This window comes from Corallococcus silvisoli (genome assembly GCF_009909145.1).
Classification (GTDB): domain Bacteria; phylum Myxococcota; class Myxococcia; order Myxococcales; family Myxococcaceae; genus Corallococcus; species Corallococcus silvisoli.
The window spans coordinates 59,183-80,404 of record NZ_JAAAPJ010000018.1; the positions used below are offsets into that span (position 1 = coordinate 59,183).

At 70.2% G+C, this 21,222-nt stretch carries 17 protein-coding genes and 1 tRNA gene; 13 read left to right on the top strand and 5 right to left on the bottom strand.

The window, feature by feature from the left end; genetic code table 11:
- Positions 1 to 118 precede the first annotated feature (118 nt).
- The 4 genes from grxC to GTY96_RS29925 all read left to right on the top strand — a co-directional run bounded on the left by grxC (position 119) and on the right by GTY96_RS29925 (position 3,756).
- Positions 119 to 376, top strand: a complete 258-nt coding sequence (gene grxC / locus GTY96_RS29910; protein ID WP_143907188.1) for a glutaredoxin 3 — start codon at positions 119 to 121, stop codon at positions 374 to 376.
- Positions 377 to 475: 99 nt separating this feature from the next.
- The gene (locus tag GTY96_RS29915) at positions 476 to 907 is read left to right on the top strand and encodes a hypothetical protein (RefSeq protein WP_161666513.1); all 432 of its coding nucleotides are present in this window, start codon (positions 476 to 478) and stop codon (positions 905 to 907) included.
- A 202-nt stretch (positions 908 to 1,109) separates the two neighbouring features.
- Positions 1,110 to 2,492: a sigma 54-interacting transcriptional regulator gene (locus tag GTY96_RS29920; RefSeq protein ID WP_143907192.1), complete on the top strand. Its 1,383-nt coding sequence runs from the start codon at positions 1,110 to 1,112 to the stop codon at positions 2,490 to 2,492.
- 52 nt (positions 2,493 to 2,544) lie between these two features.
- Positions 2,545 to 3,756, top strand: a complete 1,212-nt coding sequence (locus tag GTY96_RS29925) for a hypothetical protein (protein ID WP_143907194.1) — start codon at positions 2,545 to 2,547, stop codon at positions 3,754 to 3,756.
- Positions 3,757 to 3,882: 126 nt separating this feature from the next.
- Here GTY96_RS29925 and smc read toward each other — a convergent pair whose 3' ends face one another.
- The gene (gene smc, locus GTY96_RS29930) at positions 3,883 to 7,491 is read right to left on the bottom strand and encodes a chromosome segregation protein SMC (RefSeq protein WP_143907196.1); all 3,609 of its coding nucleotides are present in this window, start codon (positions 7,489 to 7,491) and stop codon (positions 3,883 to 3,885) included.
- Positions 7,492 to 7,850: 359 nt separating this feature from the next.
- On the opposite strand from smc, the gene GTY96_RS29935 reads away from it, so the two are divergent.
- A complete protein-coding gene (locus tag GTY96_RS29935) occupies positions 7,851 to 8,504 on the top strand; it encodes a TapB family protein (RefSeq protein WP_235685978.1) in 654 nt (217 codons plus the stop codon).
- 34 nt (positions 8,505 to 8,538) lie between these two features.
- Here the strand turns inward: GTY96_RS29935 and GTY96_RS29940 are convergent, their stop codons facing one another.
- Entirely contained in the window at positions 8,539 to 9,915 is a 1,377-nt protein-coding gene (locus GTY96_RS29940) for a hemolysin family protein (RefSeq protein ID WP_143907200.1), read from the bottom strand.
- Positions 9,916 to 9,927: 12 nt separating this feature from the next.
- Positions 9,928 to 10,743 (bottom strand): tetratricopeptide repeat protein, encoded by an 816-nt coding sequence (locus GTY96_RS29945; RefSeq protein WP_143907201.1) that lies wholly within the window; start codon positions 10,741 to 10,743, stop codon positions 9,928 to 9,930.
- Positions 10,744 to 10,805: 62 nt separating this feature from the next.
- Here GTY96_RS29945 and GTY96_RS29950 point away from each other — a divergent pair, with 62 nt between their 5' ends.
- From GTY96_RS29950 to GTY96_RS29970, 5 genes are all read left to right on the top strand, one after another.
- The gene (locus GTY96_RS29950) at positions 10,806 to 12,095 is read left to right on the top strand and encodes a CapA family protein (protein WP_161666514.1); all 1,290 of its coding nucleotides are present in this window, start codon (positions 10,806 to 10,808) and stop codon (positions 12,093 to 12,095) included.
- A 284-nt stretch (positions 12,096 to 12,379) separates the two neighbouring features.
- Positions 12,380 to 13,471, top strand: coding sequence for a peptide chain release factor 1 (gene prfA / locus GTY96_RS29955; RefSeq protein WP_143907205.1), 1,092 nt, complete (start codon positions 12,380 to 12,382; stop codon positions 13,469 to 13,471).
- On the top strand, positions 13,468 to 14,331 hold the full coding sequence (gene prmC, locus GTY96_RS29960; protein ID WP_143907207.1) for a peptide chain release factor N(5)-glutamine methyltransferase: 864 nt from the start codon (positions 13,468 to 13,470) through the stop codon (positions 14,329 to 14,331). Before prfA ends, prmC begins: the two co-directional genes overlap by 4 nt.
- A gap of 51 nt (positions 14,332 to 14,382) precedes the next feature.
- Complete coding sequence (murA, locus tag GTY96_RS29965; RefSeq protein WP_143907209.1) at positions 14,383 to 15,654, top strand: UDP-N-acetylglucosamine 1-carboxyvinyltransferase; 1,272 nt, start codon at positions 14,383 to 14,385, stop codon at positions 15,652 to 15,654.
- Between the two features lie 135 nt (positions 15,655 to 15,789).
- Positions 15,790 to 16,182, top strand: a complete 393-nt coding sequence (locus GTY96_RS29970; RefSeq protein ID WP_143907211.1) for a zf-TFIIB domain-containing protein — start codon at positions 15,790 to 15,792, stop codon at positions 16,180 to 16,182.
- 34 nt (positions 16,183 to 16,216) lie between these two features.
- Here GTY96_RS29970 and GTY96_RS29975 read toward each other — a convergent pair whose 3' ends face one another.
- Positions 16,217 to 17,062, bottom strand: a complete 846-nt coding sequence (locus GTY96_RS29975; protein ID WP_143907213.1) for a discoidin domain-containing protein — start codon at positions 17,060 to 17,062, stop codon at positions 16,217 to 16,219.
- 186 nt (positions 17,063 to 17,248) lie between these two features.
- Between GTY96_RS29975 and GTY96_RS29980 the strand changes: the two genes are divergently transcribed.
- From GTY96_RS29980 to GTY96_RS29990, 3 genes are all read left to right on the top strand, one after another.
- On the top strand, positions 17,249 to 19,180 hold the full coding sequence (locus GTY96_RS29980) for an ABC transporter substrate-binding protein (protein ID WP_143907455.1): 1,932 nt from the start codon (positions 17,249 to 17,251) through the stop codon (positions 19,178 to 19,180).
- Between the two features lie 142 nt (positions 19,181 to 19,322).
- Positions 19,323 to 19,395, top strand: a tRNA-Gly gene (locus GTY96_RS29985).
- A gap of 151 nt (positions 19,396 to 19,546) precedes the next feature.
- On the top strand, positions 19,547 to 19,894 hold the full coding sequence (locus GTY96_RS29990; protein WP_143907215.1) for a hypothetical protein: 348 nt from the start codon (positions 19,547 to 19,549) through the stop codon (positions 19,892 to 19,894).
- A gap of 34 nt (positions 19,895 to 19,928) precedes the next feature.
- Here the strand turns inward: GTY96_RS29990 and GTY96_RS29995 are convergent, their stop codons facing one another.
- Positions 19,929 to 21,212, bottom strand: a complete 1,284-nt coding sequence (locus GTY96_RS29995; RefSeq protein WP_161666515.1) for an agmatine deiminase family protein — start codon at positions 21,210 to 21,212, stop codon at positions 19,929 to 19,931.
- Positions 21,213 to 21,222: the final 10 nt, after the last annotated feature.

The window sequence follows — 21,222 nt, forward strand, 5'->3', positions numbered from 1 at the left end:
GCCCCCACGGGCTCCGGGGGCCGTCGTGTTTCAAGCGGCCCGGCACCCGGCCCCCCTTGGCCCCGCGTGCAACGGGCCCCCGGGTCTGGCATCAGGAACTCCAGGAGGAATCGAATCCATGAAACCCGTGAAGATCTACACGACGACCTACTGTGGCTTTTGCGTGCGCGCCAAGGACCTGCTCAAGCGCAAGGGCGTGGCGTACGAGGAGGTCGACGTCACCGGCGACGACGACGCCCGCGAGAAGCTGGTGGAGATGAGCAACGGCCAGCGCACCGTGCCGCAGATCTTCATCGGCGACACGCACGTGGGCGGCTATTCGGACCTGGCGCAGCTGGATAAGGAGCAGCGGCTGGACCCCCTGCTCCAGGGCTAGAAGCAGGCAGGCGTCCGGGCCCCGGGTCCGGACGCCACCCGCGCCCGCCGTGCCTACCTTCTCTCCAGCGGAATTCACCCCTTTGACGGGAGGAACACCATGGCGGGCGGACAGGCAACGGCGGGGACCCGGGACGAACACCACGCCCTCATCAGCACGCTCTACCACCTGCTCAAGGGCGCGTCGGCGAGCGAGCAGTACCTGCGCGAAGCCGAAGCCTCCGGAGACCCGGAGCTGGCGCAGCTCTTCCGCGACTGGCGGGACGAACAGCGAAACCTGGCCGAGCGCGCCAAGAACCTGCTGGGCGCGCGCATGGTGAACGCGCAGGCCGCCCCCCGCCGCCGCCCCCCCTCCCCGGCCCCGTCCAAGCGCCCCAGGGGCAAGGCGAACGCCTCCAGCGAGGCGTCAGCGGGCGAGGTGCGGGAGCCCACCAACGCCAGCGTGCGCTCCGGGGGGAGCCCCGGGGATGACTCCGTGGATGAGCAGTCCAAGGAGTCGTTCCCCGCGAGCGACGCCCCAGGGACGTACTGACGCGCGAAGACACGCCCGGAAACGAGCCCGACGTCCCCGGTAGGGGCGCGCGGGCTCCATCTGTCTTCACCTTCAACGGACGTTTCCGAGTCCACTTCTTCCGCTTGCCCCCTGTGTGCAGTCCCCCCTAAACAGGCGGGATTCAGGGCGGGGAGGGGTCCTTTCGCCCCCCGCGACCCGGTGCGACCAGGGGTCCGTGATCATGATTGACAGACCGGATGTCACCGAAACCGTGCAGGCGGAGCGCGAGGGGCAGTCCACCCGCGTCCCCCTCCACGAGTGGACGGTGGAAGTCGTGGGGGGTCCGGACAAGGGGAAGAAGGTCACCACGCGGGATTCGCTGGTGCGTGTGGGTTCCGACAGCGCGGGGGACCTGGTGCTGAGCGACCCGACGGTGAGCCGCCGCCACCTGGAGGTGGAGCGGCTGCCGCAGGGCCTGCTGCTGCGCGACACCGGCAGCCGCAACGGCACGTTCATCGACGGCCGCCGCATCCTCCAGGCCTTCGTCTCCAGCGGCGACAAGGTGGAGCTGGGCAAGACGAAGCTCGCGGTGAAGGTGGCCGCCCGCGCGACGGAGGTGGAGGTCGCCGGCACGGAGTCCTTCGGGCAGCTCGTGGGCAGCTCGGAGAAGATGCGCTGGGTCTTCACGGAGCTGCGCCGCATCGCCCGCGAGGACATGAACCTGCTCGTCGAGGGTGAGACGGGCACCGGCAAGGAGCTGGCCGCGCGCGCGGTGCATCAGCACTCGCTGCGCCGCCACGGCGCCTTCAAGGTCGTGGACTGCAACCTCATCTCCGAGGAGAAGGCGGAGCGCGAGCTGTTCGGCGGGCTGCGCGCCGGGGAGAACGAGGACAAGGGCGCGCGCGGCATCTTCGAGGCGGCGCGCGGCGGCACCCTCTTCCTGGACGAGGTGGGCGAGCTGCCCATGTCCGTGCAGGGCAAGCTCCTGCGCGTGCTGGAGACGCGGGAGGTGCCGTCCCTGGACGGGCAGCCGGTGGCGGTGGACGTGCGCGTCATCGCCTCCACGCACCGCAACCTGGAGGAGGACGTGCGCCAGGGCCGCTTCCGCGCGGACCTCTACTTCCGGCTCGCGGTGGCGCGCGTGCGGCTGCCGCCCCTGCGCACCCGCCGAGACGACATCCCCACGCTCTCGCAGGCGCTGTCGCGCGGGATGAAGGCCGCCCTGGAATTGACGCCGCAGACGCTGGCCCTCTTCGAGGGCTACGACTGGCCGGGCAACGTGCGGGAGCTGCGCAACGTGCTGGAGCGCGGCGCCCTGATGCAGGAGACGGGCAACACCAGCTGGCTGGACTTCCTGGCGCACACGCCCAAGCGCGCGGAGGGCAGCGAGCCCGCCACCAACGTGGCCGCCATCGTCTCCGGCATGCCGTACCACGAGGCCAAGGACCGCGTGCTCGCGGACTTCGAGCGACTGTACTTCGCGGAGATCATGCGCGAGGTGGCCTTCGACATGAAGGCCGCGGAGCAGCGCACCGGCCTGTCCATGCAGAGCCTCTATCGCCTGTTGAAGAAGAACGGACTCCGCCTCAAGGACCTCAAGAACGCCGAGGGACTGGAGAAGTGAGAGCCCGACCGCAGCACCCACCCACCCCACCCCACCGGGAGAAAGCCTCACCATGCTGAGACGTCTCGCCGTCGCCTCCGTCATCCTCACCGCCGCCTGTGCCGGTCAGCAGAAGACCGGCGACGCCACCGAAGGTCAGAAGGAGATGACCAAGGAAGAGCGGCTGCGCATCACCAACCAGCCGCCCTTCGACCTGGCCTCCTGCTTCCCGCATGAGCGGACCCTGCCCGCCCCCGCCAACCAGGGCATCCTCGTGGGCGCGCTCCTGAGCGTCCGTCCGGACGTGCTGGAGTGCCTGGTGGATCCGGCGAACCGCGGCCCCGCGGCCAACACCAAGGTGGTGGTGAAGACGACCGTCAGCGCCCAGGGCACCACGCACGCCGTCTCCGGGGAGAACCTCACCCCGGCGGGCACCCAGTGCGTCCAGAAGGTGGTGGACACGTACGTGAAGCCCGCGGCGCTGGCGGCGAACGCCCAGCCGGTGGAGTCCACGTACGAGTACGAACACGCCACGGCCAACAACCCCTCCGTTACCCTGGGCATCAACGAGGGTTCGGACTTCTCCGGCGCGGTGCGCCTTGCGGAGAAGGACTGGTGTGAGTGCTTCGCCGGCTACAAGGCGTCCACGCCGCCGGTGCTGGCCTTCGACATCCACATCATGAAGGGCCAGCCGAACCCCACGGAGGTCACCTTCAAGCCCACCGGAAGCACGGAGGGCGACCAGCTCGCGTCCTGCCTGAAGGCGAAGGTCGCGGCGATGCCCACCAAGGCGACGGGCGAGCTGAAGTTCCCCTTCCGCTTCGTGTACTTCAACTCGCAGGCCCCGCTGGAGGCCTCCGCGGACATGCCGCCGGAGCTGCGCTTCTTCCAGTTGGAGCTGGCGCGCACCCAGACGGCCGCCGCGTCCGCCATCGCCTACGGCGAGCGCAGCAACGCGGCGGAGACGTATGACGCCGTCGTTCAGAAGTACACCAAGACGAAGGACTACAAGCTCGCCAGCGAGCTGTCCTCCAAGTGCAACGCGCTGGTGGAGTCCGCCACCGCGTGGGTGAACGCCCTCAAGGCGCAGGAGACGGTGGACCAGACCACGCTCACCCTGGTGCAGGGCCTGAAGGCCAAGGAGGAGAACTGGGCCCCCGTGGAGACCGCCAGCCAGGAGGCGCTCGCCAACACCCAGAAGGACGTCGCCGGCGCCCAGCAGCGTCTGGCCGCGGACCAGAGCGCCTGCCCGAAGGTGAACTACACCGCGCCCAAGAAGAAGTAGGCACGCGGGCCACCGGGAGTCCTCCCGGCGGTCGAAAGAGAACGGGCGCTCCGGGGAGACTTCCCGGGGCGCCCGTCGTCTTTTCTGGAGCCTCTGGAGAGGCCCCGGAGTCCCTGCCCTGCCGCGCTACGACGCGGCGGGGACCTTGTCGTCGTTGTGCGCGGCGGCCTCGCGCATCTTCACGCTGACCAGCTTGGAGATGCCGGGCTCCTCCATGGTGACGCCGTAGAGCGTGTCGGCGACCTCCATGGTGCGCTTGTTGTGGGTGATGAGGATGAACTGCGACTGGCGGCTCATCTCCTTCACCATGTCGTTGTAGCGGCCCACGTTGCCCTCATCCAGCGGGGCGTCGACCTCGTCCAGGAGGCAGAAGGGGGTGGGCTTGATGAGGAAGATGCCGAAGATGAGCGCCACGGCGGTGAGCGCCTTCTCGCCACCGGACAGCAGGTTGACGCTCTGGAGCTTCTTGCCCGGCGGCTGGGCCACGATCTCCACGCCCGGCTCGCCGTTGGGGCCTTCCTGCGTCAGCACCAGGCTGGCGCGGCCACCGCCGAACAGGCGCGGGAAGATGGCCTGGAACTTGTCGTTCACCACGTCGAAGGTCTGCTTGAAGCGCTCGCGGCTCGTCGCGTCGATGCGGACGATGGCTTCCTTCAGCTGGCTGATGGACGCCTGGAGGTCCTGGCGCTGCGTGGAGAGGAACTCGTAGCGCTTGGACAGCTCCGCGTGCTCGTCGATGGCGGTGAGGTTGATCTCCCCCATCTTCTCCACCTGCGCGCGCAGGTCCTTGAGCTCCCCCTCCACCTCGTCCGAGAGCGGCGGCAGCAGGTGGTACTGGTGCAGCTCCGCGGCCAGCTCCAGCTGGTAGCGCTCGCGGATGCCGGAGGCCAGGTGCTCCATCTCCAGGGCGATCTCCTTCTCGCGCAGCGAAATCTGGGACAGGCCCTGCATGAGCTCATCCAGCCGGCCGCGCAGCTCGCGGAAGGCGGTGTCCTGCTCACGCACCTCGGTGGTGGCCGCGGTGTGCGCGGCGCGGCGCGCCTCCAGGGTCTCCGCCGCCCCGCGGTGCGCCTCCGCGCGCTGCTCCCGGGTGGACTCCAGCTCCGCGAGCCGGCCCTGGAGCGTCTCCACCTTGGCCCGGCCCTCCGTCACGGTGCCCTGCAGCCGGCCGACGCGCGCCTCCATGTCCCGGCGCTGGGACACCAGGCTCTCCAGCTCCTTGCGCGCGGACTCGCCGCGCTCGCTGCCGGCGGCCACCTTCACGCGCAGGCCCATCAGGTCCGAGGACGCCATGTCCGCGCGCTGGCGCAGCCCCTCCAGCTCCCCGGCGTACTGGCGCACGCGCTCCTCGCGCGCCTCGCGGTCCGCCTGGCCGTGGGCCACCTCGCCCCGGCTGGACTCCTCCTCGTTGGCGAGCGCGGTGTGGCTCTGCGACAGCTGCCCCGCCTCGCCCTCCAGCGAGCGCAGCCGCTCGCGCACCCGGGCCAGGTCCTCGCTCGCCTTGTGGAGGTCCTTCTCCTGGCTGGCCAGGTTGACCTCCTCCGCGTGCTGCTCCTTGCCCAGGCCCTTGAGGACGGCCTCCGCCTGCCCCATCTGCTTCTGGAGCGTGTAGTGGCGGGTGAGGATCTCGTTGTAGCGCTCCTCCACCCGCGCCACTTCCGACGCCAGCTCGGCGATCTCCCGCTTCTTCTGGAGCGCGCCCACCGCCGCGCCCTCGCGCTCACCGCCGGTGATGGAGCCGTCGGTGCGGAAGACCTCGCCCTCCAGCGTGACGAGCGTGCACGGGACGGGGCTGGCTTCGGCGTACTCGCGGGCGGCGAGCAGGTCCTGGACGATGACCACGTCGCCCAGCAAGAGCCGCAGCACCGGCTCCAGCGCGGGCTCGCAGGACACCTCGCGCAGCGCGTGGGCGAGGACGCCCGGGCGCGTGAGGTCCGGCTCCACGAGGCCCCGGCCCTGCTCCCCGCTGGGCACCGGCAGGAAGGTGCCGCGCCCTTCCGCGTGGCCCTTCAGGTACTCCACCAGCTCCACGCCCTTCTCGCGGCTGTCCACGATGACGTGCTGGAGCCGCTCGCCCAGGGCGGCCTCCACCGCGCGCTCATAGCGCGGCGAGTTCACCGTGAGCACGTCCGCCACCAGGCCGAAGATGCCCTGCTCCCGCGCCGCCTCCGCCGCGCGCACCATCACGGCGCGCACGCCCCGGTCGAAGCCGTCGTAGTTCTTCTGGATGTCCTCCAGCGAGGACAGGCGGCTGCGCTTGTCGCTCAGCTCCTCGCGCAGCGCGATGACCTGGACCTCGTTCTCCGTGAAGGCCTCGCGCGTGCGGGTGAGGGCCTCCTCCTCCTGGCCCCGGCGCTCGGCCAGCTCGGAGGCCAGGTGGCGGGTGTCCTCCACGTGCTTCGCCGCCTGGGTGCGCACGCCGTCCAGCGCCTGCTCCTGGGCGTGCAGCGTCTCCAGTTCGGCGGACAGCTTCGCGCGGCGGGCCTCCAGGTCGGTGCGCTGCCGCGCCAGGTTGACCAGGTTGCTCTCGTGGTTCGCCAGCCGCGTGGCCACGGCGACCAGGCCCGCCCGCTCCTGCTCCAGGCGCAGGGAGATCTCCGTCTGGAGCACGGAGACGCGGCGCTGCTCCTCCAGGGCCACCTGCATGGCCACTTCGTCTTCCTTGTACGAGCCGGCGATGCCCGACAGCTCCGCCTCGCGGGCCGTCATGGTCTCCACGACCTCCGCCTGCCGCGCGAGCAGCGCGTCCAGCTCCGCCTGCGCCGCGTCCACGCGCGTGCCGGTCTCCTCGAAGTCGCGCCGGCCGTACGCCAGCTCCTGCGCGTCGCGCTGCAGGGCGCTCTCCAGCCCGTGGACCTCTCCCGCGAACTGCTGGAGCGCGGCGCCTTCCGCGTCCAGCTCCGCGCGGCGCCGGGTGATGACCTCCTCCAGCTCCTTCACCCGGTCCAGGCCCTCGCGCTCCTCGCCGCCCAGGTTCTCCAGGCGCGACTGGAGCACGCGCTTCTCCGCCATCAGCTCCAGCGAGCGGTGGCTGGCTGAGTGCAGGTCGATCTCCCGCATGCGCGCCTTGAGCTTGCGGTACTTCTCCGCCTTCTTCGCCTGACGCGACAGCGTGTCGAGCCGCTTCTCCAGCTCGCCCGTGATGTCGTTGACGCGCAGGAGGTTGGCCTCGGTGGCCTCCATCTTGCGCTCGGCGGCCTTGCGGCGGGCCTTGTACTTGGTGACGCCCGCGGCCTCCTCCAAGAGGTGCCGGCGGTCCTCCGGCTTGCTGGAGACGATGAGGCCCACGCGGCCCTGCTCGATGATGGAGTAGGCCTTGGTGCCCACGCCCGTGCCGAGGAACAGCTCGGTGATGTCCAGCAGGCGGCAGAGCGTCTTGTTGATGAGGTACTCGGAGTCGCCGTTGCGGAACAGGCGCCGGGTCACGGTGATCTCGCTGAAGCCCTGGTACTGCGGCGCCAGCGTGTCCGTGTCGTCCACCAGGAAGGTGAGCGACACCTCCGCCATGGACAGGGGCGGCTTGTTCTCCGAGCCGTTGAAGATGACGTCTTCCATGCCGCGGCCGCGCAGGTTCTTCGCGCTCTGCTCGCCCATCACCCAGCGGATGGCGTCCACGACGTTGGATTTGCCACACCCGTTGGGGCCGACGACGCCGGTGACGCCCTCGTCGAAGGAGAAGACGCTCCGCTCCATGAACGACTTGAAGCCGGTGATGTCCAGGCGCTTGATTCGCATGCCAGCGGGCTCCCTACAGGCCGACGGTGAGACGGGATGAAAACGCGCGCGAGGCCGGAAAATCGGCTCCGCAGCGTCCGGCAGGAGTACCAAGCACCCCACCGGTGATCAAGCGTGACCATGCCACGCATGACCCTACGTCCAGTGCTACAGGATGGAGGGCAGGCGGCCTCGCATCACCCTTGCAAAGCAGCCGACCCACCCTACCTTCCTCTTGATCTTTCTGGAGGCGTCCTACGTTCCAGCCCTTGCTCGCCCTGTCGCTCCTCGTAGGTGCGTCCCCGACGTCCCAGGTAGCACCCCGGTCTGACATGGTGGTGGCGGCGGCGCCGGCCCCCTGTCCGAACCCCTGGTTTCCCATGGAGGACGGCCTGACGCTGACGTACCGGGCGGGCCACGCGTCGGAGCTGGTGCTGGCGACGAAGGACGTCGTGCCCGCGCCGGATGGCACGGTGAAGGCGACGCTGGCGGTGAGCCTCAAGGGCCGGAGCGGCCAGACGGAGCTGACCTGCGACGCGCAGGGCGTGCGCACGGGCCTGGGCGGCCTGGAGGGCACGCTCCTGTCCGCGTCCGGCATGGACGTGCAGGTGGTCAGCGCGGAGGGCGCGGCCGTGCCGGCCCCTTCCGTGATGGTCCCCGGGGGCACCTGGAAGAACAGCCTGTCGGTGAAGCTCCAGCCGCCGGCGAGGAAGGGCGGCCTGCGCCCCATCATCGCCACGACCTTCGACAAGGAGGCCACGGTGGTGGGCGAGGAGGAGATCACCGTGCAGGCGGGCACCTTCAAGGCCCTGAAGATCCGCAACATCACCACGGCCCGCGCCAGCCGCCCCGGTTCGGAGGGGCGGTCCATGGAGAGCTACATGTGGTTCGCGCCGGACGTGGGCATCCTCAAGCTGACCACCGACGGGGAGACGCACCTGGAGCTGCTCAAGGTGGAGCGGCCCGCCGCCAAGGTGAAGCCGGCCTCCATCCAGGGGGGCGCGAAGAAGAAGACGCGGGCCACCAAGGGCTGACGCCTCCTGGGGGCGCTCGGCTTGGAGCGGGGCCCTACCCCGTCTCGCCGGACGACGCGGGAGGCTCCGGCGGGCGGCCCGTCCCGGGGGCCTGCGCGCCGGCGCGCGACTGGGGCTCCACGGTCACGCGCACCACGCGCGGGCCGTCCACCTCGTCCACGAGGATGCGCCACATGTCGAGCTTGAGGCTGTCGCCCTTCTCCGGCACCCGGCCCAGCTTCGTCATCAGGTAGCCGGCGATGGTGGTGACCTCGCCCTTCTCGTCGTCGCTCAGGTCGAAGGTCACGTCCAGCTGCGCTTCCAGGTCGTCCAGTTGGGCGGTGCCCGGCAGCTCGAAGCGGCCTCCCGGCAGCGCCCGGACCTCCTCCACTCGCCGGCCCAGCTCCGCCACGTCGCCCACCACCTCCGCCACCACGTCCGCGATGGTGACGAGGCCAGACGTGCCGCCGTGCTCGTCCACCACCATGGCGATCTGCCGCCGGCGCCGGCGGAACTCCGTGAGCAGCTGCTCCAGCGTCGCGTTCTCCGGGATGAAGAGCACCGGCCGCTGCACCTGGGACAGGCTGCGCAGCTCACCGCGCGACAGGAGGAAGAACAGGTCCTTCACGTTGACCACGCCCTCGAGCTCGTCGAGGTTGCCCCGACACACCGGCAGCCACGTGTGCCCGGACGCCCGCGCGTCGATGACGTTCTTGTCCAGCGTCTCCTCCACGTCCAGGTAGCGCATCTGGTTGCGGGGCACCATCACCTGACGCGCGGTCTTCTGCGCCATCTCCAGCGCGCGCTCCAGGAGCTCCGCGCGCGCCGTGGTGATGGCGCCCGCCTGCGCGGAGCTGTGCAGGATGACGCGCAGCTCCTCTTCGTTCGTCGCCTCGTGCGACTCGCTGGCCGAGTGCAGCCCGAACGCCTTGAGCACCAGCGCCGCCAACCCGTTGAGCAGCCGGATGGCCGGGTAGAAGAGGAAGTAGAACACGCGCATGGGCAGCGCGACCGCCAGCGTCGTCTGCTCCGCGCGCTGGATGGCGAGGCTCTTGGGCGCCAGCTCCCCCAGCACGATGTGCAGGAACGTGATGATGCTGAACGAGATGACCACCGCCACGCTGTGGGCGACGGTGGTCGCGGAGCCCTCCGGCACCAGCCGCGTCAGCACCGGCTCCAGCAGGTGCGCGAACGCGGGCTCTCCCAGCCAGCCCAGCCCCAGCGACGCGAGCGTGATGCCGAACTGCGTGGCGGACAGGTACGCGTCCAGCTCGCCCACCATCTTCAGGGCCATGTTCGCGCCGGGCGTGCCTTCATCCGCCAGGGACTGCAGGCGCGTGGCGCGGATCTTCACGATGGCGAACTCCGTCGCCACGAAGAAGCCGTTCGCGACGACCAGCAGCAGCGCCAGCCCCAGGAAAACCCATTCCATTGCGTGATTCCCTCAGAAGAGGGCTTCGAAGTCCGGATCGCCCTTGAGCACGTCGAACATGGGGTCCGCGGACAGCCACCCCAGGACCTTCTGCCGGTCCGCCGCCAGCGCCTTCTGCAGGTACTGGACGGCGTCCTTCGGACGGCCCCACAGCGCGTACAGCGCCGCCAGGTTGTAGTTGAGAAGCAGGTCGTCCGGATTGAGCGCCCGGGCGCGCTCGTAGGCGCGCTCGGCTTCCGCGTAGAAGCCCTTCTGGGCGTAGCAGATACCCAGGTCCAGCTGCGCCTCGAAGTTGTCCGGCTCCAGCCGCACCACTTCCTTCAGCTGGGTGATGGAGGAGCGGTAGTCGCCCTCGTCCATCATCAGCGCCGCCAGCTCGTGCCGGGGGAAGGCGTCCTGCGGATCCAGCTCGATGGCGGATTGCAGCTCGCGCATCGCCTCCTCCACCCGCCCCTGGTCCGCGTACGTGAGGCCCAGGTTGAGGTGGGCGTCCGGGTACTCCGGATCCAGCTCGATGGCTTCCTTGTACTCCTCCACCGCCATCTCGCTGGCGTGCGTGGAGAGGAAGCAGGCCAGGTTGTAGTGCGCGGTGGCGCTCTCCGGCTCCAGCTTGAGCGCGGTGAGGTACTCCGCCAGCGCCTCGCGGAACTGCTTCTTCTCCGCGTAGACCGTGGCCAGGTTGTCGTGCGCGTGCGCCGACGTGGGGTCCAGGTCGATGGCCTTGCGGAACTCCTTGATGGCCTCGTCCAGCCAGCCGCGATCCGCCAGCTCGATGCCGCGGGTGTTGTGCTCATCGGACAGAGCGATGTTGTCCTTTTCCCGGGCCATGGAGCGCGCGGCAATCTACGCGTCGCGCGTTTCCCGGTGCAAGGTAGAGTTTCCCCTTGCCCATGCGCCACGCCGCCTTGCTGCTCCTGCTGTCGCTCGCCGCCTGCCATCCCCGCCCCGCGACGCCCGCGCCTCCGCCCCCAGGGCTGACGACGCCCCCGCCCGGGACGGAGCCGGCTCCAGGGGGCACCCAGGGCGCCCCGGGCGGGTCCACTACCGGACACCCGGGCGGTCCCCCGGACGGCCAGTCCCCCGCGAGCGCCTCCGGACGGCCTGCCGGGCCCGCACCCGCCCGCCCGGTGACGCTGGTGGTGGGCGGCGACGTGACGGTGGGGTACCACTACGAGGAGTACTTCGACGCGCAGGTGGCCCAGGGCCGCTCGCGCGAGGAGATGTTCGCGTACGGCCTGCGCGAGGTGATGCCCATCGTGGACTCCGGCGACCTGTTCGTCGTGAACCTGGAGTGCCCGTACACGGACAGCACGCAGAAGCTGCCCAAGAACTTCAACTTCAAGGCGCGGCCGGAGCTGGTGAACGTGCTCACCGCGGGGCGCGTGGGCGTGGTGAGCCTGGCCAACAACCACATGATGGACTACGGCGCGCAGGGGCTCCTGGACACCCTCACCGCCCTGGAGGCCGCGCGCATCCCCTATTTCGGCGCGGGGCGCACCCTCGCGGAGGCCCGCCGCCCCGCCCTCCTCGACGTGGGGGGCCAGCGCATCGCGTTCCTGGGCTACTTCTTCCTGGGCTCGCGCAACATCGAGCCGCCCCAGGTCTACGCCACGGACACCACGCCGGGCGTGGCCGGGCACTTCTCCGACGTGGAGGTGATGGAGCGGATGCTGCGCGAGGACATCGCCGCGGCGAAGGCCCGGGCGGACCTGGTGCTGCCCTTCTTCCACTGGGGCATCGAGGGCAACACCACCCCGGAGCCGTACCAGGTGCGGCTGGCGCACGCGGCCATCGACGCGGGCGCCGCGGGCGTGCTCGGCAGCCACCCCCACGTGCTCCAGTCCATGGAGCTCTACCGGGGCAGGCCGGTGCTCTACTCGCTGGGCAACTTCGTGTTCGGCGGGAACTGGAATCCCCGGGACAAGCGCAGCGTCCTGTGGCGGGCGCGCTTCGATTCCACGGGTTATCTCTCCAGTGACGTGCTGCCCCTCAGGACCGACCGCTATCCCGAGTTCCCCGTCCAGCCGGTGCCCGTGACGGGTGCCGAGGCCGAAGGGGTGATGACGCTGCTGCGCACCGCGTCGCAGGCCCCCGGCCTGGAGCGGATGCTTCCGGCCCTGGAGGCGGGGGAGCCTGGGGCCCGGCCGCTCCCCTCCTCCAGTGTCCGAGGGGGGGAGTAGCCTTCGTGCCTACTTGTTGTTGCGCTGGCCGCGCTTGAAGCGCGTGCGGCGGCGCTTCAGCTGCGCCTTCCGGGTCTTGGCGCGGTTCTTGAGCTTCTTCTTGGAACGATTTCCCTTCTGTGCGGCCATGTTGAAGGACTCCGTGTTGAGCGTGAATCGAGCCGCACCGGGCGGCGACGGGGGGCGTTCTTACATGCCGCTGCCCGCACGGCCAAGGTTTTCCTTGACGCCCTCGGCCCTTGCCACGGGGCGGCCAAAGGGGCAAGACGCCCCGGGACCCACGCATGATTGACAAATTGGAAGAGGTCGAGCGCCGCTTCGAGCGGCTCACGGCCGACCTGTCGAACCCCGATATCCTCGCTGATACGGCGAAGCTCCAGAAGGTGTCCAAGGAGCGCGCCGGGCTGGAGCGGCTCGTCGAGACCTTCCGGAGCTACCGCAAGGTGCTGGCGGACCTGGGCGAGGTGGAGGCGTGGCTGTCCAGCGCCGACCCCGACGAGAAGGCCTACGCGAAGGAGGCCCTGCCCGGCCTGAAGGCGCAGCGCGAGGAGCTGGAGGCGTCGCTCAAGATCCTGCTGCTGCCCAAGGACCCCAATGACGACAAGAACGTCATCCTGGAGATCCGCGCGGGCGCGGGCGGCGACGAGGCCGCGCTCTTCGCGGAGGAAGTGATGCAGATGTACCTGCGCTACGCGGACCGCCGGGGCTGGAAGGCGGACATCGTGGACATGAGCGCGGGCAACGCCGGCGGCGTGAAGGACGCCACGGTGACGCTGTCCGGCGACGCGGTGTTCAGCAACCTGAAGTACGAGTCCGGGGTGCACCGCGTGCAGCGCGTGCCGGCCACGGAGACGCAGGGACGCATCCACACCTCCACCATCACCGTGTCGGTGATGCCGGAGGCGGAGGACGTGGACGTGCAGGTGAACCCGGCGGACATCGAGATGCAGGTGATGCGCTCCACGGGCTCCGGCGGCCAGAGCGTCAACACCACGGACTCCGCGGTGCGCCTCATCCACAAGCCGTCCGGCATCGTGGTGAAGTGCCAGCAGGAGAAGAGCCAGGGGAAGAACCGCGCCATGGCCATGCGCATGCTGCGCGCGAAGCTCTACGAAATCGAGCAGGAGCGCATCCGCAACGAGCGCGACTCCATGCGCCGCGGCCAGGTGGGCACGGGCGACCGCAGCGAGAAGATCCGCACGTACAACTTCCCGCAGGACCGGCTCACCGACCACCGCATCGGCCTCACCGTGCACAACCTGCCGGCCATCATGGTGGGCAACGTGGACGAGGTCATCACCGCCTGCCGCACCCACTACCAGGCCGAAGCCCTCAAGGCGCAGACGGGCGGCGGGCGGCCCCCCAGCGAAGCATGAGCGACGTCTGGACGATCCGCCGGGTCCTCACCTGGACGACGCAGCACTTCGAGAAGCGCCAGGTGGACGCCCCCCGTCTCACGACGGAGATCCTGCTGGCGCACGTGCTCAAGACGGGCCGGGTGCGCCTCTACGTGGACCTGGACCGCCCCCTGACGAAGGACGAGCTGGGGGCCTTCCGCGCGCTCATCGAGCGCAGGCTCGCGGGCGAGCCCACCAACTACCTGACGGGCGCGAAGGAGTTCTACAACCGCCCCTTCAAGGTGGACGCGCGCGTGCTCATCCCCCGGCCGGAGACGGAGCTGCTGGTGGAGGCCGTGCTGCACGCGGTGCCCAAGGACGCGCCGTCGCGCGTGCTGGACGTGTGCACGGGCTCCGGCTGCATCGCCATCAGCGTGGCGGCGGAGCGGCCCCAGGCCACGGTGCTCGCCACCGACCTGTCGAAGGACGCGTGCGCGCTGGCGCGTGAGAACGCCCAGGCCCTGGGCGTGGGCGAGCGCGTCCGCGTGCTGGAGGGCGACCTGTTCGCGCCCCTGCCCCCGGACGCGACGTTCCGGGTGGTGGTGTCCAACCCGCCGTACATCGACTCCGGGGACATCGCCGGGCTGTCGGCGGAGGTGCGGCGCGAGCCCCGGCTGGCGCTGGATGGCGGACCGGATGGCCTGGCCGCGCTCCGGCGGGTGATTCAGGGCGCCCGGCGGGTGCTGGAACCTGGCGGGCTGCTTGCATTGGAGATGGGGGAGACCCAGGGCAGCGCCGTCCTGGAGCTCCTGCGGGCCGCGGGGTACGCGGACGCGAGAGTGGAGAAGGACCTGGAGCGGCGCGAACGCATGGCGTTCGGGACACAGCCCGCGGCCTGAGGGCCACGGCCGTGAGGCCCGGAAGCAGCACGGAAGAAGGCACGCAAAGACATGGACAAGATCGTCATGAAGGGCGGCACCGCGCTGCACGGCGAGGTGGAGGTCTCCGGCGCGAAGAACGCGGCGCTGCCCATCCTGGCCTCCGCGCTGCTGGCGGACGGCACGAACACCTTCCGCAACGTGCCGGACCTGGCGGACGTGGCCACGATGCTGGAGGTGCTCCGCACGATGGGGTGCGAGGCCGCGCGGCTGACGGGCAAGAAGGCGGACACGTGTGAGATCAGCATCGCCGGGGAGATCACCCCGGAGGCCCCCTATGAGCTGGTGAAGACCATGCGCGCCAGCGTCCTGGTGCTGGGGCCGCTGGTGGCGCGCTTCGGGCGGGCGCGCGTGTCCATGCCGGGCGGGTGCGCCATTGGCGCGCGCCCCATCGACCAGCACCTGAAGGGCCTCAAGGCGCTGGGCGCGGACATCCACCTGACCGAAGGCTACGTGGAGGCCCGGGCGAAGCAGCTCAAGGGCGGCATGGTCAACTTCGACGTCATCACCGTCACCGGCACGGAGAACGTGATGATGGCGGCGGTGCTCGCGAAGGGCCGCACGGTGATGGAGAACTGCGCGCGCGAGCCGGAGGTGGAGGAGCTGGCGCGGGTGCTCAACAAGATGGGCGCGAAGGTGGAGGGCGCGGGGACGTCCGTCATCACCATCGAGGGCGTGGAGTCGCTCAACCCGGTGGACCACGCCATCCTGCCGGACCGCATCGAGGCGGGCACGCTGCTGGTGGCGGCGGCCATCAGCGGGGGCAACGTGCTGGTGAAGCACGCGCGGCCGGAGCACCTGGACGCGGTCATCGACAAGCTGCGTGAGGCCGGCTGCACCCTCACCGCCGAGGGTGGCGGCCTGCGCTGCAAGGCGCCGAAGACGCTCAAGTCGGTGAACATCACCACCACGGAGCACCCGGGCTTCCCCACGGACATGCAGGCGCAGTTGATGGCGCTGATGACGGTGAGCCACGGCACGTCGGTCATCTCCGAGAACATCTTCGAGAACCGCTTCATGCATGTGCCCGAGCTGCACCGGCTGGGCGCGGACATCACCATCCAGGGGCACACCGCGGTGGTGAAGGGCGTGAAGGCGCTGAGCGGGGCGCCGGTGATGGCCACCGACCTGCGCGCCAGCGCGTCGCTCATCCTGGCCGGCCTGCGGGCCGACGGGCACACCGAGGTCAGCCGCGTGTACCACCTGGACCGCGGGTACGAACGCCTGGAGCGCAAGCTGCGGGGCCTGGGCGCCGACATCCGCCGTGTGAAGGAGCGTGCCTGAGCCCTGGGGGCTGCCTGACGGCACGTTGACAACAGAAGCTGCGGCCCGGGTTGCATCCCAATTTTTGGGCGACCTATCATTCTCCATTCACCGGGGAGCACCATTGCTCCCCCCTTCAGGAGAACGAGCCGCCCCATGAATTGCCCCGGTTGCAACGCCGAAATGACTGATCTCGAAGGAGATCACGAGACGTTGCGGGAATGTAAAGAGTGCGGCGGGTTGTGGATCGATGTCGCGGATCTGAATCGGATCCTCCTTCACAACAACCTTCCGGGGCTGGAGGGCCAGGGCGGGAAGATGGACGCCGAGGCCCTGACCGGTCAGTGCCCCGACTGCCAGGTCGACCTGGTGCGCTACGTCGGCGGCGACCGGCAGCACCCCTTGCAGTTCGACACCTGCGAGTCGTGCGGCGGCATCTTCCTGGAGTCCGAGTTCGCGGACGCGGCGGACACCGAGGCGGCGGAGAAGAAGATCATCGAATTCTTCCGCGCCTTCAGCGCCAAGCTGAAAGCCAAGGCCGCCATCTAGGCGTCGGCCGGGCCCCTCAAGCGCCCGGACGCCCTCACGGCTGGCCGCGGAAGGTGCTCCCCCACTCCTCGGGGAGCGTCCCGTCCAGCGACAGCGCGGCGGCCGCCTTCGGCCCCTCGCCGGCGGGCGTCCGCTCGAAGCGGGCCGCCACCTTGCCCTTCTTGGGGATGTCCAGCGTCACGCGGTTGCCCGTCACGGTGTAGGTGCCGGTGACGACCGTGGTGGGCTCGGGCGTCTCCAAGGGCTCCAGCGAGAAGCGCCAGGTGCCATCCACGAAGAAGGACAGGAAGCGCTCCGGGGCGCCCTCGTGGCCGCCGAACCAGGTGCCCACGAGCGGGGCCACGCGCGCGTCGTACTTGAAGCGGGTGGCGAGCGCGGGGCCGTTGAGCGGCTTGCCGCCCGAGTAGAGGATGAGGTCGGTGATGCACACCGGGGCGTCGTCCTTCGCGCCTGGGAAGCGGTCCGCCACCTCCAGGGTGAAGCGCGCGCCGAACAGCGGTTGGGACAGGGGCACGGCCTGCAGGCCGCGCTTGTCCTGCACGGTGACGCTGCGGGAGGCGTCCACGCTGGTGAGCGTGAACTTGCGCACCCGGCCGTTGGCCTTGAAGGCGTCGCGGGACGTGCCGTCGCCCGTGTAGACGCGCACCTCGTCCAGGGTGACGGGCTCCTTGAAGCCGATGAAGACGTGCGCGGGCTTCGCCCCTTCCACGCACCACGCGGTGGTGTCCCGGCCGTCCAGCAGGTTCAGGGGCACGTAGTGCTCCGGGTGCGCTTCCTGGTCCACCCAGGTCTCCGCCTGGGCGTAGCCGGGCGCGGCCGGCGCGGCGGCGAGGACGGACGGGGACACGAGGAGCAGGGAGGCCAGGGACAGGCGTCGCATGGGTGCATCTTGGATCGTCCCCGGCCCGGGGCTCCAGTCCGGGTGCGCACCTTCCGCCGCCACCGGACCCGGGGCCCGGCCATGTCGGAGAGGGCTCCGGATGAAAGAGGCCCGGCGCGGGTTGGGGTGCTTGACACCCGGACACGCCCAGGCCGACAAGGCGGACCGACCGAGGAGGAAGACGTGATGCGACGTTGGGGCTGGGTCTGTGTGCTGGGGCTGGGGATGGCCGCATGCAAGAAGGACGTGCCGCCGGAGCCGCCGGACGCGGGCGCGGTGGAGACGGGCCCCACCGCCCTCACGGAGCAGGAGCCCAACGAGCGGCCCGACCAGGCGCTGGCCCTCACGCGCGACAGCGTGGTGACGGCGGGGCTGGCGGCGGAGCCCAACAAGCTGGACGAGGACTGGTACCGGCTGGCCCCTGGCACCCCGCGCATCGCGGACGTGACGGTGTCCGGCCTGCCGGGCGGGGACATCAAGCTGGACGTCTACGACCAGGACCGCAACCGGCTGGTGGGCGTCAACAGCGAGGGCGAGGGCAAGGGCGAGCGCCTCCCCAACCTCTATGTGGAGAAGGAGCGCTGGGTGGTGGTGTCGCCCGCGCGCAAGGGCATGGGCGGCGCCTACACGTTGGAGGTGAAGTACCGCCAGCCCAACGATGGCGAGGAGCGGGAGCCCAATGACCGCGCCGTGGACGCCGCGGCCCTGCCGCTGGGGCAGACGGTGACGGCGTACCTGGGGCACTCGGGGGACGAGGACTGGTACCGGGTGGAGCTGCCCGGCCCGGGCGAGCCCCCCGCCCAGGACAGCGGGGCGCAGGCCCCGGGCACGACGCCCGCGGCCCCGGGGGCGCCGACGCCGGCTCCCACGGGCGCGGCCATCCCGCCCCCGTCCGTGCCGGACGAGACGCCGGTCATCGATGACAGCACGGCCCCCTCCCCTGCCCCGGAGGGCACCTTCGCGGGTGGGGAGCCGCCGGCGGCGAAGCCGGAGCACGCGGGAGAGCTCGCCGGTGAGCTGGCCGCCGCGGCGGTGGATGCGGGCGTACCGCCCGAGCCCGAGGTCCCCTCGGTGGCGCTGAAGATCGAGCTGTCCGCCGTGGAGGGCGTGCGGCCGGAGATCTCCGTCCTGTCCGCCGCGGAGGCGCCGCTGTTCACCCTTCAGGGCAAGGAGGGCGAGCCGCTCGCGCTGCGCAACATCGGCGTGAGGGCCACGGACCGGGTCGTCTACGTGGTGGTGAAGGGCGGCTGGGTGGGGACGGGCAAGGCGCAGCGGCGCACGTACAACGCGCAGGTGCCGTACACGCTGACCGTGTCGCAGGAGGAGGCGGGGGCGCACGCGGAGCTGGAGCCCAACGACGAGCTGTTGAAGGCCACGCCGCTGACGGGCGCGGGCTACCGCGAGGGCTTCCTGTCGCCCAAGTCGGACGTGGACAACTACGTGCTGACGACGCGCGAGCCGGTGCTGGCGAAGGTGGAGCTGTCGGGCGTGGACCGCCTGGACCTGACGTTGTCCATGGTGGAGCCGCCGCAGGGGGACGGGCAGAAGGAGACGGTGCTGCTGAAGGCGAACGACGGCGCCATCAAGGAGCCGGAGCGGCTCAACAACGTCGCCTGCAACGGCACCTGCTACTTCCGGGTGGAGGGGTCGTTCCGCAAGGTGAACGGCAAGTTCGTGAAGGACTTCGAGAACGCGGACCAGCCCTACCGCATCACCGTCACCACGGTTCCGGACAACGGGAGCGAGGAGCGCGAGCCCAACAACACGCCGGACCGCGCGCAGGACCTGACGCTGGGCAAGGCGGTGCGCGGCACGGTGTATCCGGCGAAGGACGTGGACTACTTCCGGGTGGACCTGTCCGACCGGCCGGTGCGCACGGCCATCACCGCGACGCTGCTGGGCATCCTCAAGGTGGACGTGGGGCTGTACCTGCACCGCGTGCAGCCGGACGGGAAGCTGACGCTGGTGCAGACGTCCGACCGCGCCAAGGGCGACCAGCCGGAGACCATCCGCTACAGCGCGGAGCCCGGCGTCTACGTCTTCGAGGTGCGCGACTCGCGCAACCGCGAGGCCAACTTCCAGGACTCGTACCAGCTCACCGTCGAGGAGGGGGAGTAGCGCCCGCGGGGCGGCGAAGCCTGGGTCGCCCCGCGCCCTGCCTCGGATTCGACGCGATGGCAGGGTGGAGGACACCGCCACTTCTTCCGGTTGACAAGGCCAGGCCTCGCCCCTACTTTGGGCCCTGCTTCGCGCGTCGCCTGCGGTGGTAGCTCAGTTGGTAGAGCACGAGCTTCCCAAGCTCGGGGTCGAGGGTTCGAATCCCTTCCGCCGCTCACTCATCAAGGCCGGTAGTTCTTGAGGAAACTCAGGGCTACCGGCCTTCGTGTTTCCGGGCCCCGCGAATGCTCCAAATCCAGGCGCCGTGAGCGGGAATGGTATGTGGCCCGCGCCAGCGTGTTCGATGGCTGGCGCGAGAGGTGCGGCATGGGCAAGACAGCGCAGAGCAACGAATCCCCATTCGGGCTCCAGAAGCTCCTCCCGCGGATGATGACCGAACCCGGAGCTCCCGCTCGTGCCATCACGGCGGCTCGGGAGCTCCTTGAACTGGATGAGCGGCTCGATCACTGGTTCCTGACCGTGGCCAAGCCGACACTGGGTCCCGAGAGGCTCCTCGCGGTGCTGGAGGAGTCCGAGCAGGTGGAAGACGCGATCCAACGGGCCTGGGATGCCCGGCAGGTGGCGGGCTGGGAGCCCGTCTGTCTTTCTCTGGAGTCCGGGCTGGAGAAATTCAGCGCGACCCTGAAGTCCGCCCCCAATCCAGGCCCCGTTTGACGCGGGCCCCCAGCGTCTGCCGTGGGGGCCGCGCTCAGGGCAGCAGCGTCTTCGCGAGCCGGTGCAGTGAGCCCTGGCACGGGATGACCGTGTCAGAGGGGATGGGGACCACCTTCACCGCGCCTGGACCGAAGTCGCGATCCAGCGCCCACTGATAGGTGGCGAGCGCCTCCTGCTCCTGTCCCTGGAGGCGGTGCGCCTGGGAGGCCGGAGCCCAACGGTAGACGGGCACCGCCATCACATCCCCCAGACGGATGGAGTTGAGATACGTGGCCCAGACGCGGGTGTTGGTGCCGTCGCACTCCCGGACGCGCCCGGGTTCTCCCAGGCAGGAGTCGCCGACGTCCTGGCAGTAGGGCGTAGGCATGGGGATGCGTACGACGTCGTAGCCCAGGTCCGCCAGCCGCCGCGCGTTGCGGTCCAGGATGGCCGCGTTGACGGCGTCGTCGCGGACGTCGTAGCGGCCGACGAGCACCGTCCTGGCGGACAGCACCGCCATCCACATATCGATGTGGTCGATGACGCCTCCCGCCAGCGACTCCAAGGTGACGACGTCGCAGCCGTGCGCGCGGCCGAGGACTTCATTCGTCTCCTCCTCCGAGTAGCACCATTGCGCGAAGCAGTTGCTCGCATTGGTGTCACGCCGGGCGCGGAAGCACCGGCCCGCGCCGTCCGTCAGCAGGTTGCTGCCCGACAGCACCACGGCGGGCCGGTCCACGGGGATGCTCCTGTACCAACCCAGGTCGCCTGGGATTCGGTCTGCATGCTCGTAGAGCACGAAGCTGAAGCACTGGAAGGCCTGCATGGGACGAAGGACGTTGTCCACGTAGCGCTGCTTCCCATCCGGGCCCACCACGACATCCGGCCCGAAGTCGCGGATCCACGCAGTGTCCACCTTGAAGGGGATCAAGTCGACCGCCCAAACCTGCGCCGGGCTCGCGCCCGCTTGTGAAAGGCATTGGCGAATCCCCGCGTGGAGCGACTCCGCCGCGACCACATGCACCGGGATGCGCCCCAGCGCGGCGAAGATGAGCGCGAGCTGTTCCGGACGGTCGCATCCCGGCCCCTCCCAGCTCAGGAGCAGTGAGCCGGGGAGTTCGTGCTCGGCCGGGAAGCGCAGGCCTGCGGGAGATGGAGTGAAGCCATAGCGCTCCGGGTAGCACTCCCACTGGTATGGGGCGGCGACTCCGTCCAGGGCCTCCCCTTGGCCGTGCGACGCCGGGTCCCCCGCGGGCAGGGGCGCCTCCTCCACGACCTGTTCGCAGCCAAGGCTCAACCCCAGCCAGGCACAGAGCATCCAGACGTTCCGCTTCGTCATGTCCACCCTC

Coding starts and splice junctions, on each gene's coding strand:
- GTY96_RS29975 (WP_143907213.1), bottom strand. CDS start 17,062: ATGCGACGCCTGTCCCTGGCCTCCCTGCTCCTCGTGTCCCCGTCCGTC.
- GTY96_RS29945 (WP_143907201.1), bottom strand. CDS start 10,743: ATGGCCCGGGAAAAGGACAACATCGCTCTGTCCGATGAGCACAACACC.
- GTY96_RS29980 (WP_143907455.1), top strand. CDS start 17,249: ATGCGACGTTGGGGCTGGGTCTGTGTGCTGGGGCTGGGGATGGCCGCA.
- GTY96_RS29990 (WP_143907215.1), top strand. CDS start 19,547: ATGGGCAAGACAGCGCAGAGCAACGAATCCCCATTCGGGCTCCAGAAG.
- GTY96_RS29925 (WP_143907194.1), top strand. CDS start 2,545: ATGCTGAGACGTCTCGCCGTCGCCTCCGTCATCCTCACCGCCGCCTGT.
- GTY96_RS29940 (WP_143907200.1), bottom strand. CDS start 9,915: ATGGAATGGGTTTTCCTGGGGCTGGCGCTGCTGCTGGTCGTCGCGAAC.
- GTY96_RS29970 (WP_143907211.1), top strand. CDS start 15,790: ATGAATTGCCCCGGTTGCAACGCCGAAATGACTGATCTCGAAGGAGAT.
- GTY96_RS29920 (WP_143907192.1), top strand. CDS start 1,110: ATGATTGACAGACCGGATGTCACCGAAACCGTGCAGGCGGAGCGCGAG.
- GTY96_RS29950 (WP_161666514.1), top strand. CDS start 10,806: ATGCGCCACGCCGCCTTGCTGCTCCTGCTGTCGCTCGCCGCCTGCCAT.
- GTY96_RS29915 (WP_161666513.1), top strand. CDS start 476: ATGGCGGGCGGACAGGCAACGGCGGGGACCCGGGACGAACACCACGCC.
- prfA (WP_143907205.1), top strand. CDS start 12,380: ATGATTGACAAATTGGAAGAGGTCGAGCGCCGCTTCGAGCGGCTCACG.
- prmC (WP_143907207.1), top strand. CDS start 13,468: ATGAGCGACGTCTGGACGATCCGCCGGGTCCTCACCTGGACGACGCAG.
- GTY96_RS29995 (WP_161666515.1), bottom strand. CDS start 21,212: ATGACGAAGCGGAACGTCTGGATGCTCTGTGCCTGGCTGGGGTTGAGC.
- smc (WP_143907196.1), bottom strand. CDS start 7,491: ATGCGAATCAAGCGCCTGGACATCACCGGCTTCAAGTCGTTCATGGAG.
- murA (WP_143907209.1), top strand. CDS start 14,383: ATGGACAAGATCGTCATGAAGGGCGGCACCGCGCTGCACGGCGAGGTG.
- grxC (WP_143907188.1), top strand. CDS start 119: ATGAAACCCGTGAAGATCTACACGACGACCTACTGTGGCTTTTGCGTG.
- GTY96_RS29935 (WP_235685978.1), top strand. CDS start 7,851: ATGGAGGACGGCCTGACGCTGACGTACCGGGCGGGCCACGCGTCGGAG.